12 protein-coding genes are annotated in these 13,685 nt (G+C 73.0%); 6 read left to right on the plus strand and 6 right to left on the minus strand.

Annotated elements, in window-relative coordinates; genetic code table 11:
• Window positions 1–567: 567 nt before the first annotated feature.
• The 3 genes from AB0P03_RS00430 to AB0P03_RS00440 all read right to left on the minus strand — a co-directional run bounded on the left by AB0P03_RS00430 (window position 568) and on the right by AB0P03_RS00440 (window position 3,479).
• A complete protein-coding gene (locus tag AB0P03_RS00430; RefSeq protein ID WP_363583963.1) occupies window positions 568–1,470 on the minus strand; it encodes a 5'-3' exonuclease H3TH domain-containing protein in 903 nt (300 codons plus the stop codon).
• A gap of 58 nt (window positions 1,471–1,528) precedes the next feature.
• Window positions 1,529–2,596 carry a cation diffusion facilitator family transporter gene (locus tag AB0P03_RS00435; protein ID WP_363583834.1) on the minus strand — a complete coding sequence of 356 codons (1,068 nt, stop codon included), beginning with the start codon at window positions 2,594–2,596 and terminating at the stop codon, window positions 1,529–1,531.
• 154 nt (window positions 2,597–2,750) lie between these two features.
• Entirely contained in the window at window positions 2,751–3,479 is a 729-nt protein-coding gene (locus AB0P03_RS00440) for a gamma-glutamyl-gamma-aminobutyrate hydrolase family protein (protein ID WP_363583832.1), read from the minus strand.
• A gap of 152 nt (window positions 3,480–3,631) precedes the next feature.
• On the opposite strand from AB0P03_RS00440, the gene AB0P03_RS00445 reads away from it, so the two are divergent.
• The 4 genes from AB0P03_RS00445 (at window position 3,632) to AB0P03_RS00460 (ending at window position 8,510) form a co-directional block, all read left to right on the plus strand.
• The gene (locus AB0P03_RS00445; protein ID WP_363583830.1) at window positions 3,632–5,017 is read left to right on the plus strand and encodes a glutamine synthetase family protein; all 1,386 of its coding nucleotides are present in this window, start codon (window positions 3,632–3,634) and stop codon (window positions 5,015–5,017) included.
• 5 nt (window positions 5,018–5,022) lie between these two features.
• Window positions 5,023–6,390: an aldehyde dehydrogenase family protein gene (locus AB0P03_RS00450; protein WP_363583828.1), complete on the plus strand. Its 1,368-nt coding sequence runs from the start codon at window positions 5,023–5,025 to the stop codon at window positions 6,388–6,390.
• A gap of 6 nt (window positions 6,391–6,396) precedes the next feature.
• Complete coding sequence (locus AB0P03_RS00455; RefSeq protein WP_363583826.1) at window positions 6,397–7,185, plus strand: 3-oxoacyl-ACP reductase; 789 nt, start codon at window positions 6,397–6,399, stop codon at window positions 7,183–7,185.
• Between the two features lie 128 nt (window positions 7,186–7,313).
• Complete coding sequence (locus tag AB0P03_RS00460; protein WP_363583824.1) at window positions 7,314–8,510, plus strand: DUF2510 domain-containing protein; 1,197 nt, start codon at window positions 7,314–7,316, stop codon at window positions 8,508–8,510.
• A 154-nt stretch (window positions 8,511–8,664) separates the two neighbouring features.
• On the opposite strand, the gene AB0P03_RS00465 is transcribed toward AB0P03_RS00460, so the two are convergent.
• Both AB0P03_RS00465 and AB0P03_RS00470 read right to left on the minus strand, forming a co-directional pair.
• On the minus strand, window positions 8,665–9,588 hold the full coding sequence (locus AB0P03_RS00465; protein WP_363583822.1) for a lytic polysaccharide monooxygenase: 924 nt from the start codon (window positions 9,586–9,588) through the stop codon (window positions 8,665–8,667).
• A 292-nt stretch (window positions 9,589–9,880) separates the two neighbouring features.
• Window positions 9,881–11,104 (minus strand): alanine racemase, encoded by a 1,224-nt coding sequence (locus AB0P03_RS00470; RefSeq protein ID WP_363583820.1) that lies wholly within the window; start codon window positions 11,102–11,104, stop codon window positions 9,881–9,883.
• A gap of 91 nt (window positions 11,105–11,195) precedes the next feature.
• On the opposite strand from AB0P03_RS00470, the gene AB0P03_RS00475 reads away from it, so the two are divergent.
• The gene (locus tag AB0P03_RS00475) at window positions 11,196–11,969 is read left to right on the plus strand and encodes an SseB family protein (RefSeq protein WP_363583818.1); all 774 of its coding nucleotides are present in this window, start codon (window positions 11,196–11,198) and stop codon (window positions 11,967–11,969) included.
• Window positions 11,970–12,045: 76 nt separating this feature from the next.
• Here AB0P03_RS00475 and AB0P03_RS00480 read toward each other — a convergent pair whose 3' ends face one another.
• Entirely contained in the window at window positions 12,046–12,423 is a 378-nt protein-coding gene (locus AB0P03_RS00480) for a DUF1844 domain-containing protein (RefSeq protein ID WP_350877933.1), read from the minus strand.
• Between the two features lie 482 nt (window positions 12,424–12,905).
• On the opposite strand from AB0P03_RS00480, the gene infC reads away from it, so the two are divergent.
• Complete coding sequence (gene infC / locus AB0P03_RS00485) at window positions 12,906–13,667, plus strand: translation initiation factor IF-3 (RefSeq protein WP_363627540.1); 762 nt, start codon at window positions 12,906–12,908, stop codon at window positions 13,665–13,667.
• Window positions 13,668–13,685 lie beyond the last annotated feature (18 nt).

A 13,685-nucleotide genomic window follows, 5' to 3' on the forward strand; every position in this document is an offset into this window, starting at 1 on the left:
TGGCGGCCCCACTGAGTGACGGATGCCCGGCTCGGTCGTGCCGGATCGTTGTGACTGGCCGCAACGGCGCACAAGGCCCGGGCGAGGGCTTCGTTCGGTCGGCCTGTTTCCCGGATGAGCCGGCCCAGCCGCGGCCATCGCGCATCTCTCACTCAACGAGCATGCCTACTCGCTACTCGGAGAGTTGCGCGATGGCTCCCTTATGACCAGGGGTTACACCAAGATCCCTGCTACACCACTCGTCGGGACGCCATCCGTCAACCACTGCGATCTCGTGATCATCACTCAACTCCCGTGCCGATCAAAGCCATCGGCAGGACGTTAAGCGGTCGAGATTCGCCGGCGGGATCGTGATTCTCGTATATTCCGGCTCGGGCGGCTGGGGTTCGTGGGAATTCTCAGGCAGAACCGAGTGCCCTGCGGCACCGCGTGATGATGCGGTGGGCGTCAGGCCTCCTCCTGCGGAAGGCCCAGGCGTTCGGCGTCGGCCCGCCAGAGGTACCGGATGACTTCGCCGACGGCATTGTTTCGCCTGGGGCGGCGGAAAGAGGCCCCTCTGCCGGGGGCTCAGCGGGTGGCGAGGGACTCCAGGAGGCGGTCGAGGGAACTGCCGAGGCCCCAGCGGGTGGAGAGTTCCTCCAGGGTCATCGGGTCGAGCGGTTCGTGGGGGAGGGCCGGGTCGAAGGCGGGGAGCGGGGCGTCGGGGGCGACGCGGACGACGGTCGGGGCGACGTCGAGGTAGGGGGCGCCTTCGACGAGGTTGCGGCGGCGGGCCGGGGTGAGCTTGGAGGAGAGGTCGAGGGCGGCGGCGCGGATGGTGGTGAGGTCGCCGTACTCGTTGATGAGCTGGGCGGCGGTCTTCTCGCCGATGCCCTTGACGCCGGGCAGGCCGTCGCTCGGGTCCCCGCGCAGGGCGGCCATGTCGGCGTACTGGGCGCCGCGCACGCCGTACTTCTCCAGGAGCAGCGCGTCGTCGGTGACCTGGAGGTTGCCCATGCCCTTGACCGGGTAGAGCACGGTGATCCCGCGGGCGTCGTCGACCAGTTGGAACAGGTCGCGGTCGCCGGTGACGATCTGCACCGGGCCCTTGGCGTGGGCGGTCAGGGTGCCGATGACGTCGTCGGCCTCGTAGCCGGGGGAGCCGACCCGGGCGATGCCGAGCGCGTCCAGCACCTGTTCGATCACCGGGACCTGCGGGGCGAGCGTGTCCGGCACCTCCTCCTCGCCGTCCTCGGCGGCCTCGGCGACGCGGTGGGTCTTGTACGAGGGGAGGAGGTCCACCCGCCACTGCGGGCGCCAGTCGGCGTCCATGCAGGCGACGAGCTGGTCGGGGCGGTGGTCGTGGACCAGCCGGGCGATGAAGTCCAGCAGGCCGCGGACGGCGTTGACCGGTTCGCCCTGCGGGGAGCGCAGGGTGTCCGGCACGCCGTAGTAGGCCCGGAAGTACAGGCTGGCGGAGTCGAGGAGCATCAGTCGCGGTGCGGTCACGTGTCAGATCATGCCGCACCGCGACGACAGGAGGGCGGCTTCAGTGTTCGTGCGGGCCGGCGCGGTGGACCGGGCCGTGCGCGTCGGCGCAGTGTTCGGCGGGTTGTTCGCCCGGGGCGGCGATCTGGAGCAGGGCGCCGGCCGCGTCCTCGCCGACGTGGTCGACCTGGAGCGTGCTGTGGGTGATGCCGTACTCGTCGGCCAGTCCGCGCTGGAGCTCGCGCCGGACGGCGTGGCAGTCGCCGCCGGGGGTGACCAGGATGTGCGCGGACAGGGCCGGCTGGTTGGAGGTGATCTCCCAGATGTGCAGGTCGTGGATCTCCTCGACCAGCGGCTGGGCGACCATCCGGTCGGCCACCGCGTCCGGGTCGATGCCGGCCGGGGCGGCCTCCAGGAAGATCCGCCCGGAGTCGCGGACCAGGCCGATGCCGGCCTTGAGCATCAGCGCGACCACGATCAGCGAGGCGATCGCGTCGGCCCGGACGAAGCCGGTGGTCAGCATGACGGCGCCGGCGACGGCGGTGGCGATGAACGCGTACAGGTCGGTGAGCACGTGCTGGAAGGCGCCCTCGACGTTCAGCGAGCTGCGGTTGGCCTTCGACATGCACCAGGCGGCGGCCAGGTTGACCACGATCCCGATCAGCGCGGTGACCAGCACCAGCGAGCCGGCGACCTCCGGCGGCTCGAACAGCCGGGTGACGGCCTCGTAGCCCAGCCAGGCGGACAGCACCAGCAGGGTGACGCCGTTGGCCTGGGCGGACAGGATCTCGGCGCGCTTGAGGCCGTACGTGTAGCCGCCGCGGGCCGGGCGGGCGGCGAGGCGCATCGCGACCAGCGCGAGGACGATCGAGGCGGCGTCGGTGAGCATGTGCGCCGCGTCGGAGATCAGGGCCAGGGACTTCGCGGCGAAGCCGACCACGACCTCGCCGGCCATGAAGACGACGATGAGCGTGAGGGCGCCGAGCAGCCAGCGGCGGTCGGCGTCGGCGGCGACACCGTGCGAGTGGCCGCTGTGCCCGCCGTGTCCGCCGTGCCGGTGTCCGCCGTGGTCGTGCGCGTGCTTGTGGTCATGCGCATGATCAGTGTGGGAATGCTCGTGCCCGGCCATCGAAGTCCTCTCTGGACGCACGGGTGGGGAGGGGAGGGGCGCGATCGCCCTGCACCCGAAGTGAACCGCAGAACGGACAAAGATCCAAAGGCTGTACTGGTGACCGTTGTCGTTGCCGTTGAGCGGTCGTTCCGAGGGGGCGGGCGCGCCTCGGCTACCCGATCAGCGCGGTGTCCAACTGCGCCGCGGTGGCCGCCCGCACCAGGGCCCGCATCACCCGCAGGTCGTCCCCCTGTTCCGGGTGCCACTGCACGCCCAGGGTGAATCCCGGGCCCTCGACCGCCTCGACCGTCCCGTCCGGCGAGTGGGCCGAGACCCGCAGGCCCGCCCCGATCCGGTCGACGGCCTGGTGGTGGAAGGTCGGCACCTCCACCTCGCTCTCCGGCAGCAGCCCGCCGAGCAGCGTCCCCGGCACCGGCCGCACCAGGTGCGTTCCGTAGCCGCCGTCCGCGCCGCCGTGGACGTCCACCGGCACGACGTCCGGCAGGTGCTGGACGAGGGTCCCGCCGCAGACGACGTTGAGCACCTGCATGCCCCGGCAGATCCCCAGCAGCGGCATCCCGGCCGCCAGGGCCGCCCGCAGCAGGGCCGACTCCCACCGGTCCCGTTCGGGGGAGTCGACCTCGGTGCGGGGGTGGGCGGGCTGGCCGTAGTAGGCGGGGTCGATGTCGGGCCCGCCCGCGATGACGAGGGCGTCGAGCCGGGCGAGCACCTCGGGTGCGCGGTCGGGGGAGTCGGGCGGGAGCAGCACCGCGATCCCGCCGGACTCCTGGACGTACGCGGTGTACCGCTCGGGCACCAGGGCCACCCGGCGGCCCTGCCAGTTGCTCCAACTCGCGTCGACCAGGTAGGTGCTGACGCCGATGAAAGGCCTGCGATCCATGGCGGGCATTCTCCACCCGCACCGCCTGATCCCCCGTCAACCACGCATGTCGGCGCGCCACACCTGCCCGCCCTCTTCCGCGCCGTCCGCCGCAGGCCGTACGGTTCGCTGTGACCGCTTGAACTCGAAGAGTGATCGTGGAGGGTTCCGTCATGCCCGAGAACGCCGCCGCGGGCGTGCCGCCCCGGGCGCCGCTGACCCTGGACGAACTGCGCATGCTGGTGGACACCGGCGAGGTCCACACCGTGGCGCTGGCGTTCACGGACATGCAGGGGCGCTTGCAGGGCAAGCGCTTCGCCGCCCGCTTCTTCCTGGACGAGGTGGTCGAGCACGGCGCCGAGGCCTGCGACTACCTGCTCGCCGTGGACGTCGACCTGAACACCGTCGACGGCTACGCCTTCTCCTCCTGGGCCACCGGCTACGGCGACTTCGCGATGCGCCCCGACCTCGGCACCCTGCGGCTGACCCCCTGGCAGCCGGGCACCGCGCAGGTGACCGCGGACCTGGCCCGGCACGGCGGCCACCCGGTGGACGCGGCCCCCCGCCAGCTGCTGCGCCGCCAGATCGCGCGCCTGGCGGAGTACGGGCTGGCCGCCGACATCGGGACCGAGCTGGAGTTCCTGGTGTTCCGGGACACCTACGAGCAGGCCTGGCTGGGCGGTTACCGCGGCCTGACGCCGGCGAACCTGTACAACGTGGACTACTCGATGCTGGGCACCGCCCGGGTCGAGCCGCTGCTGTCCCGGATCCGCAACGAGATGGCGGGCGCCGGGCTCGTGGTGGAGTCGGCCAAGGGCGAGTGCAACCTCGGCCAGCACGAGATCGCCTTCCGCTACGCGGACGCGCTGACCACCTGCGACCAGCACAGCGTCTACAAGACGGGCGCGAAGGAGATCGCCGCGCAGCAGGGGTGCGCGCTGACCTTCATGGCCAAGTACAACGAGCGCGAGGGCAACAGCTGCCACATCCACCTGTCGCTGCGCGACGCGGTGGGCGCGCCGGCCTTCGCCGACCGGGACGGCCGGATGACCGACACCATGCGGCACTTCCTGGCCGGCCAGCTGACGGCGCTGCGCGAGTTCAGCCTGCTGTACGCGCCGAACATCAACTCCTACAAGCGTTACCGCCAGGGCTCGTTCGCCCCGACGGCGGTGGCCTGGGGCCGGGACAACCGGACCTGCGCCTACCGGGTGGTCGGCCACGGCCCGGGCCTGCGGATGGAGAACCGGGTGCCGGGCGGGGACGTCAACCCGTACCTGGCGGTGGCCGGGATGATCGCGGCCGGCCTGCACGGGCTGCAACGGAAGCTGGAGCTGCCGGCGCCGTGCCTGGGCAACGCCTACGCCGTCGAGGAGTACGCCCGGGTGCCCGGTTCGCTGCGCGAGGCCGCGGAGTTGTGGGCCGACAGCGAGCTGGCCCGGGTGGCCTTCGGCGACGACGTGGTCGAGCACTACCTCAACATGGCCCGGGTGGAGCAGTGCGCCTTCGACGGCACCGTCACCGACTGGGAGCGCTACCGATCCTTCGAACGGATGTGAGGCCGATGACCGACCCCACCGTCAGCACCGTCCGCAATCCCGCCACCGGCGAGGTGCTCGCCACCGTCCCGGACACCACCGCAGGGCAGGTGGACGCGGCGGTCCAGCGCGCGTCCAAGGCCCAGCCGGCCTGGGCGGCGCTGGCACCGGGCGAACGGGCCCGGCTGCTGCGCCGGTTCGCCGACCAGGTCGAGGTGCACGTGCCGGAACTGGCCGCACTGGAGGTGCGCGAGGCCGGCCACACCGTGGGCAACGCCCGCTGGGAGGCCGGCAACGTCCGGGACCTGCTGGAGTACGCGGCCGGGGGAGTGGAACGCCTGACCGGCCGCCAGATCCCGGTGGCCGGCGGCCTGGACGTGACCTTCCACGAGCCGGTCGGCGTGGTCGGGGTGATCGCGCCGTGGAACTTCCCGATGCCGATCGCCGCCTGGGGCTTCGCGCCGGCCCTGGCGGCGGGCAACGCCGTCCTGCTCAAGCCCGCCGAGGCGACCCCGCTCACCGCACTGCGGCTGGCCGAACTCGCCCTGGCGGCAGGGCTGCCGGAGGGCCTGTTCCAGGTGCTGCCGGGCCCGGGCGGGACGACCGGCCGGGCCCTGGTGGACCACCCGGCGGTCCGCAAGATCGTCTTCACCGGCTCGACCGTGGTCGGCAAGGAGGTGGCCGCCCGCTGCGCGGCCCGGGCCAAGCGGGTCACCCTGGAGCTGGGCGGCAAGAGCCCCAGCATCGTCTTCGCCGACGCCGACCTGGCCCGCGCCGCGGACCCGATGTCCTTCGCCGACAACAGCGGCCAGGACTGCTGCGCCCGCAGCCGGATCCTGGTCCAGCGGGAGGCGTACGACGACTTCCTGGCGCTGCTGCTGCCCGCCGTCGAGGCGCTGCGCACCGGTGACCCGGCGGACCCGGAGACCCGGCTGGGCCCGCTGATCTCGGCCGCCCAGGTGCGCCGGGTCGCCTCCTACGTCACCCCGGACCTGCCGGTGCTGGCCCGCGGCGCGGTGCCGGACGGGCCCGGCTACTGGTACCCGCCGACGGTGATCGCGCCGACCGACCCGGAGGTGCCGGCGGTCACCGAGGAGATCTTCGGCCCGGTCGCCGCCGTGCTGCCGTTCACCGACGAGGCGGACGCGCTGCGGCTGGCCAACGCCACCCGCTACGGCCTGTCCGGCTCGATCTGGACCAGGGACCTCGGCCGGGCGCTGCGGTTGGCCCGCGGCGTCGCGGCGGGCAACCTGTCGGTCAACTCGCACTCCTCGGTGCGGTACTGGACGCCGTTCGGCGGTTACGGCGAGTCCGGGGTCGGCCGGGAGCTGGGGCCGGACGCGCTGCGCCACTTCACCGAGACCAAGAACGTCTTCATCCACAGCGAGGAGTAGCAGCCGATGACGGAGAACGACGCACCGGTGTGCCGCCGCCTGGTCGGCCGCACCGCCGTGATCACCGGCGCCGGCAGCGGGATCGGCCTGGCGGCGGCCCGCCGGCTCGCCTCGGAGGGCGCGAAGGTGGTCTGCGCGGACGTGGACGAGCAGTCCGGGCGGGCGGCCGCGAAGGAGGTCGGCGGCCTGTTCGTGCACACCGACGTCACCGACCCGTACATGGTCGAGGCGCTGTTCGACGAGGCGTACGAGACGTACGGGAGCGTGGACGTCGCGTTCAACAACGCGGGCATCTCGCCGCCGGAGGACGACTCGATCCTGACCACCGGCCTGGACGCCTGGCGCAAGGTCCAGGAGGTCAACCTGACCTCGGTGTTCCTGTGCTGCAAGGCCGCGCTGCCCTACATGCGGCGGCACGGGCGGGGCTCGATCATCAACACGGCCAGCTTCGTGGCCCGGATGGGCGCGGCCACCTCGCAGATCTCGTACACCGCCTCCAAGGGCGGGGTGCTGGCGATGTCCCGGGAACTGGGCGTGCAGTTCGCCCGGGAGGGGATCCGGGTGAACGCGCTGTCACCGGGGCCGGTGGACACCCCGCTGCTGCGGGAGCTGTTCGCCACGGACCCGGAGCGGGCGGCCCGCCGGCTGGTGCACATCCCGCTGGGCCGGTTCGCCCGGGCCGAGGAGATCGCCGCCGCGGTGGCCTTCCTGGCGAGCGACGACTCGTCCTTCATCACGGCGAGCGAGTTCCTGGTGGACGGCGGCATCTCGGGCGCCTACGTGACCCCGCTGTAGCCCCGGGCGGGCGCGACGGTCCTGAGCGTGCCCGACGCACCCCTTCTCACCGTAATCTCATCGAAAACCACCGGAATTCGAGGCCGCGCTGATTTCGCGTTTATCCGCGTGCCTTTAGATTCTCTGTTGTGAGCGAGCAGATTCCCGCCGGGTGGTACCCGGACCCGAAGGACACCGGCGGCGACCCGAGGCCGCAGCGCTGGTGGGACGGCAGGGGTTGGACGGCCAGCACCCGGCCCGCACCCTCGGACGCCCCGGAGCCGGTACCCCCGGCGGCCGGGGCTCCGGGGCCGGGGCCGGCCGACGAGCCCACGGTGCTGCAGGGCGAGGTGCTGGACAGCGGGCCGACCGTCCGCTACCCGGAGCCGCCGCCCTTCGGCACCGCCTACGGCTCCGAGGCACCGCCGCCGCGCAAGCCCCGGCGCCGGCCGTCCCCGATGGTGATCGCCGCCACCGTCGCGGCGCTGCTCGGCCTGGGCACCGGCTCCGGGATCACCTACCTGGCGATGGACGGCCACAGCGACAACCGCCCGCAGCGCAGTGCCCGGCAGGCCGTGCCGAACGGCGAGAACGGCCCCTGGAACGGCTTCCCGGGCCTCGGCGGCAACGGGAACGGCGGGAACGGGAACGGGAACGGCAACAACGGGAACGGTGGCAACAACGGCGGCAGCGGCGACGGCAGCAACGGAACCGGTGGCAACGGCGGGCCCGGTGGCAACGGCGGGCCTGGTGGGAACGGCGGGAACGGCGGCAGCGGCAAGACCAGGCCCGGCGGCGGGAACGCGATCGACCTGGTGAACGGGCTCACCCTGCCCGTCCCCTCCGGCTGGCAGGGCGGCTACACCAGCGACGGCTACGCCGCGCTCACGGTCGGCGCCTACACCTGCCCGGACGGCAGCGAATCGTGCACCCTCGGCGGGGTGACCACCGGCCGGATCGACGGCGGCGGCACCGACGCCCAGGCCGCCGCCAAGGCCGACATCGAGAAGGCGGCCAAGGACTCGTACGGCGCCATCACCGGGCACCAGGAGCTGAAGTCCGAGGCGGTCAAGGTCAACGGCCAGGACGGCTACCTGGTCCGCTGGAAGGTCGACGCTCCCAAGGGCAACAACGGCTACGTGCAGACGGTGGTCTTCCCGTCCACCGACGGCAAGACGCTGATCTCCGTGCACTTCGGCTTCGACATCGCCGACAAGGCGCCGGACCTCGGCCTGATGGACACCATCGTCAACGGCATCGCCGACTTCAAGGGCAAGCTGCCGTCCATCCCGGGCGGCGGGCTTCCCGGCGGCGCCACCGGTGGCACCGGCGGCACCAGCACCTGAGCGGCACCAGCACCTGGGCCACCCGCTCCTCACACGGCGGCGGCCCACCCGGAGAGCACTCTCCGGGTGGGCCGCCGCCGTTCGTTCCGGACGGGGTGGAGCCGCGGAACCGGGCCGGACGGGGGTTTTGGCCGCCCCGGCCCCGCGTCCGGCGTCAGGAGTCGCGTCGAACAGCCTCGATGCGACGGCGCCGGAGCACCATGCCGGCCCAGCCGACGCTGATCGCGGCGGCGCCGGCCAGCAGCAGCGGGCCGGTGGCCGACGTGCCGACGGCCGCGGCGGCGGTCGGGATCACGGCGCCGGCCGGGGAGTTGGGGTCGCCGCCGTGGCCGTGGTGGGCGACCGTGGACTTGGGCGCGTCGGCCGCGATCTGCGCGTCGCTGGGCGCGGCCGGGGCCTGCGCGGCGAGCGCCGGAACCGCCGGGGCACCGGCCGCGGTGGCCGCGCCGAAGTCGACGTCGGAGCAGCTGTAGAACGCCTCCGGGCTGTCGCTGCGCTGCCAGACCGTGTACAGCAGTTGGCGGCCGGTGCGCTGCGGCAGGGTGCCGGCGTAGGTGTAGAAGCCGTTGGTGGCGGTGCGGTCGACCTGCACCTGGGCGACCGGCGTCGGGTCGAGGTCCGACCACTTCAGCGGCTTGGTGGCGTCGTAGCCCGGCTTGGTGATGTAGACGGTCTGGGTGCCCACGTGCGGCGCGGTGGTGCGGAACTGGAAGGTGAAGGCGCCCGCCTTGACCGCGGTGGCCGGCCAGTCGGTGCGCGGCCAGTCCAGGGCCTGGTACTTGTCGCGGTTGGCCGAGCAGAGCTTGCCGTCCGGGATCAGCGACTGGTGGTTGCCGGCCGCGTTGGCGATGTTCACCTCGTTCCAGTCGTACAGCGGCTGGGTGCCGCTCGCGGCGACGAGGTCCTTGCAGATCTGGGACACCGGGTGCTCGGGGCCCTCGGCGTAGCAGGCGGCGACCCGGCTGACCGGGTTGGTCATGGTGCCGTGGGCGCTGGCGGTGCCTGCGGTGGAAACGGCCACCGCGAGGGCCGCGGCGCCGACCGCGCCGACGGACAGGGCACTTCGCTTGATGGACATGGGGTGGGGACTCCTTGACCGTCGTTCCGGGCGAGTGTGGGGGGAGCGGACACGCCTGCCCGTTCGGGGGCCGCCGGCCCGGACCGCGGACCCCTGGCCAGAGCGTATGATTGGTCTGGACCAGCTGGCAATAGTCGCGCGTGCCACGCTTTCTGACGGACTGTAGGCCCCCGAACAGGGCAAAGGCCCGACGGAACGGCCGGGTTAGGCGTTCCATCGGGCCCGCTTAAGGCTCCGGAAAGGTCGTCGGACGGCCGTTCGGACGGTCAGGCCGCCGCCGGCCGCCGACCGGTCACAGGAACGCCTTCCCCTCGCCCCGGTACGTCGGGACGGTCCGGACGATCCGATCGCCCTCGATCAGGTGCAGTTCGGCGAAGCGCTCGCACAGTTCGCCCGCCTTGGCGTGCCGGAACCAGACCCGGTCGCCGATCAGCAGGTCGTCCGCGGGCGCGCCGAGCAGCGGGGTCTGCACCTCCCCGGCGCCCTCCATCGGGTCGTAGCGCAGCCCCTGCGGCAGGTACGGCACCGGCGAGCGGTCCGGGCCGGCCGCGCCGGAGGCGGGGTAGCCGCCGCCGAGCACCGTCACCACGCCGACGCCGGGGCGGCGCACCACCGGCTGGCCGAACAGCGCGGCCGGACGGCCGTGGAACGAGCGGTAGTTGTCGAACAGCCGGGGCAGGTAGAGCCCGGAGCCGGCCGCGACCTCGGTGACCGCGCGCTCGGCCACGGTGGACTCCACGCTGCCGGTGCCGCCGCCGTTGACGAACTCCAGCTCGGCCACCCGCCGCAGCCGCCGGACCGCGGCCGCCCGCCGCTCGGCCAGTTCGGTCCTGGCCCTGGCCTGCATCAGCCGGATCAGCTGCGAGCGCAGCGGCCGGCCGGGCACCTGGTCGCCCACCCCGGCGACGTGCCCCTCGTAGGCCATCAGGCCGACCACCCGGAAGCCCCGGCGGTACTGGACGAGTTCGGCGAAGGCGCCGAGGTCCTCGGGGGTGCGCAGCGGGGAGCGCCGGGCGCCCACCCGGACCCGCCCGCCGAGCAGGTGCAGCGCGGTGTCCAGCTCCAGGCAGACCCGCACCTCGGCGTCGCCGCCGCGGGCCTTGTCGATCAGGTCCAGCTGGGCGGGGTCGTCGAGGACGACGGTGACCTCGCGGGCGAGCGCCGGATCGGCGGTCAGCTCGGTGTACCCGGCCCGGTCGGCGGAGGGGTAGGCGAGCAGGACGTCGCGCACGCCGGTGCGGGCCAGCCAGAGCGACTCGTCGAGGGTGTAGCTCATCACCCCGGCGAAGCCGTCCACGGCCAGCGCGCGTTCCAGCAGCGCCCGGCAGCGCACCGACTTGCTGGCCACCCGGATCGGCTTGCCGGCGGCCCGGCGCACCAGGTCGGCGGCGTTGGCGTCGAAGGCGGCGAGGTCGACGACGGCCACCGGACCGTCCAGGTGCGCGGTGGCCCGGTCGTACCGGAGGCGGTCGGAGACCGGAGCGGGAGCGGTCGCGGGTGCGTCGAGGATCACCATGGGCGCAGGGTGCCACACCGCACTACCGGTGGGTAGCCCCCGCGTGCGGGGAAATGGGGCGGCTCGCGCGCGGTGGCATAGGGTCGGGCGGGTGGACCGCAAAGACTTCTCCAACCCGGCGTTCGTCGGCAAGGGCATCCCGAACCCAGGCTTCTCCGACGACGACGGCACCGCAGACCCGGCGCTCGCCGAGGCCCTCGCCCGCTGGTCGCAGGACCGCGCGGCCGAGCCGGAGGTGCTGGCGGCGCTGACCCCCACCCGGCTGATGGTCCCGATCGTCGCGATCCTCGGCGAGGTCGAGGTGGACGAGCACGGGCACCAGCACGAGAAGACCAGCGACATGGCCGTCCCGGTGCTGGAGGCCCCGGACGGGCGCCGCGCGCTGCCGGCCTTCACCTCGCTCGACTCGCTCGCCCGCTGGCGTGCCGACGCCCGCCCGGCGCCGACGGCGGCCCCGCAGGCCGCGATGGTGGCCTTCTCCGAGCGCGCCGACACCCTGCTGGTCGACCCGGCCGGGCCGGTGCCCTTCCAGCTGAGCGGCGCCCGGCTGCGGGCGCTCGCGGAGAACCGCCCGTTCCTGCCGCCGGTCCGGGACCCGGAGGTGCGCGAGGCGGTCCGCGGGCTGCTGGCGGCCGAGCCGCAGGTGCTCACCGGGCTGCTGGCGGCCTCGGAGGGCTCGGACGGGGTGCTCGCGGTGGTGTTCGACCCGGCGCTGGAGCAGGACGGGCTGCAGGCGGCCGTGCAGCGGGTCGGGCGGGCGGTGGCCGCCGACCCGGTGCTGCGGGTGCGGCTGGACCGGGGGCTGGACCTCGCGGTGCTGCCGGCGAGCGCGGAGCTGCCGGGGGAGCCGCTCTACAGGCGGTAGGGAGCGGTGGGGAGCCGTAGGAAGTGCGTCGGGGGCGGTGCGTCGCGTGACGCACCGCCCCCGAGTCGCGTCCGGGTCAGGAGTAGACCGGCCCGGTGAACTTCTCGCCCGGGCCCGTGCCCGGCGCGTCCGGGACGATGGAGGCCTCGCGGAAGGCCAGCTGCAGCGAGCGCAGGCCGTCCCGCAGGGGCGCCGCGTGGAAGTTGCTGATCTCCGGGGCGCCGGCGGTGACCAGTCCGGCCAGCGCGGTGATCAGCTTGCGGGCCTCGTCGAGGTCCTTGTCCTTGTCCCCGCCCTCGGCCAGGCCGCACTTGACCGCGGCGGCGCTCATCAGGTGCACCGCGACGGTGGTGATCACCTCGACGGCCGGGACCTCGGCGATGTCCCGGGTGAGGTCGTCGAAGCCGATCGCGTCGTCGTCCGCGCCGGGGGTCTTGGTGGGCTCGCTACTCAAGGGGGGCTCGTTCCGTCGTGCCGGTGTCCGTACCCCTGGAGCGTACAAGGGCCCTTCCGGAGGCGGACAAAGGTGGTGAGGTGGGGCGGAATAGCGTTCGACTCCGCAGCGCTGTATGCTTCGAGACTGACCGGCCGGGATCCCGTATGGGCACCTGGCCAGCAAGAGGAGGCTCCACCCAGGAGGCCCGAGAGGGCAACCGCGAAAGTCTCCCACCTGGTCGACCTCAGGGTCGACGGGTCCCGGTCCGCGACGGGCGCCACGGCGCCGAGTCGCAGCAGCGCTCCTCACCAGGGTGTTGCCCCCGGATTGTGTGGAGCCCCGCTTGTACCGAGCGGGGCTTTTTTCGTGTCGCGGTGCACACGGTGCCGAACAGGTGCCGGGCAGCGCAGCACGAATGAAGCCCCGCCCAGTGGTCGAGTCCACTACGTGCGTCCGCCGTCCGACGGCCGCATCGCAGAAGGTGCAACCGAGGAGGCCCCATCAGCACCGAGCCCCGCATCAACGACCGGATTCGCGTCCCGGAGGTGCGACTCGTCGGTCCCAGCGGCGAGCAGGTCGGCATCGTGCCGCTTGCCAAGGCGCTGGAGCTCGCGCAGGAGTACGACCTTGACCTGGTCGAGGTCGCGGCGACCGCCCGGCCGCCGGTGTGCAAGCTCATGGACTACGGCAAGTTCAAGTACGAGTCGGCCATGAAGGCCCGTGAGGCGCGCAAGAACCAGGCGCACACGGTCATCAAGGAGATGAAGCTCCGGCCGAAGATCGACCCGCACGACTATGACACCAAGAAGGGTCACGTCGTCCGGTTCCTCAAGCAGGGCGACAAGGTCAAGATCACGATCATGTTCCGTGGTCGTGAGCAGTCCCGCCCCGAGCTGGGCTTCCGCCTGCTGCAGCGGCTCGCCGACGACGTCCAGGACCTGGGCTTCATCGAGTCGTCGCCGAAGCAGGACGGCCGAAACATGATCATGGTTCTTGGCCCGCACAAGAAGAAGACCGAGGCGATGGCCGAGGCCCGCGCCCTCGCCGACGCCCGCAAGGCCGAGCGTCAGGGCCGTACCCCCGGCTCCGACGCCGCCGCGGACGACGACCTGGTGGACGACGACCTGCTGGTCGACGACGAGGTCGCCGACGACGAGGTCGCCGACGGCGAGGCGACCGAGGCAGAGGACGCCCCGGCCGAGGCACCGGCCGTCGAGGCCGACGCTCCGGTCGAGCAGCCGGCCGCCTCCCAGGGCGCCTGAGCCTTCACCGGCCAGGGC

This window comes from Kitasatospora sp. NPDC088779 (genome assembly GCF_040685395.1).
Classification (GTDB): Bacteria; Actinomycetota; Actinomycetes; order Streptomycetales; family Streptomycetaceae; genus Kitasatospora.

Bases quoted from the DNA above. Each gene is read 5' to 3' on its own strand.
- AB0P03_RS00430 (WP_363583963.1), bottom strand. From the start codon at position 1,470: ATGCTCCTCGACTCCGCCAGCCTGTACTTCCGGGCCTACTACGGCGTG.
- AB0P03_RS00455 (WP_363583826.1), top strand. From the start codon at position 6,397: ATGACGGAGAACGACGCACCGGTGTGCCGCCGCCTGGTCGGCCGCACC.
- AB0P03_RS00445 (WP_363583830.1), top strand. From the start codon at position 3,632: ATGCCCGAGAACGCCGCCGCGGGCGTGCCGCCCCGGGCGCCGCTGACC.
- AB0P03_RS00450 (WP_363583828.1), top strand. From the start codon at position 5,023: ATGACCGACCCCACCGTCAGCACCGTCCGCAATCCCGCCACCGGCGAG.
- AB0P03_RS00465 (WP_363583822.1), bottom strand. From the start codon at position 9,588: ATGTCCATCAAGCGAAGTGCCCTGTCCGTCGGCGCGGTCGGCGCCGCG.
- AB0P03_RS00440 (WP_363583832.1), bottom strand. From the start codon at position 3,479: ATGGATCGCAGGCCTTTCATCGGCGTCAGCACCTACCTGGTCGACGCG.
- AB0P03_RS00470 (WP_363583820.1), bottom strand. From the start codon at position 11,104: ATGGTGATCCTCGACGCACCCGCGACCGCTCCCGCTCCGGTCTCCGAC.
- AB0P03_RS00435 (WP_363583834.1), bottom strand. From the start codon at position 2,596: ATGGCCGGGCACGAGCATTCCCACACTGATCATGCGCATGACCACAAG.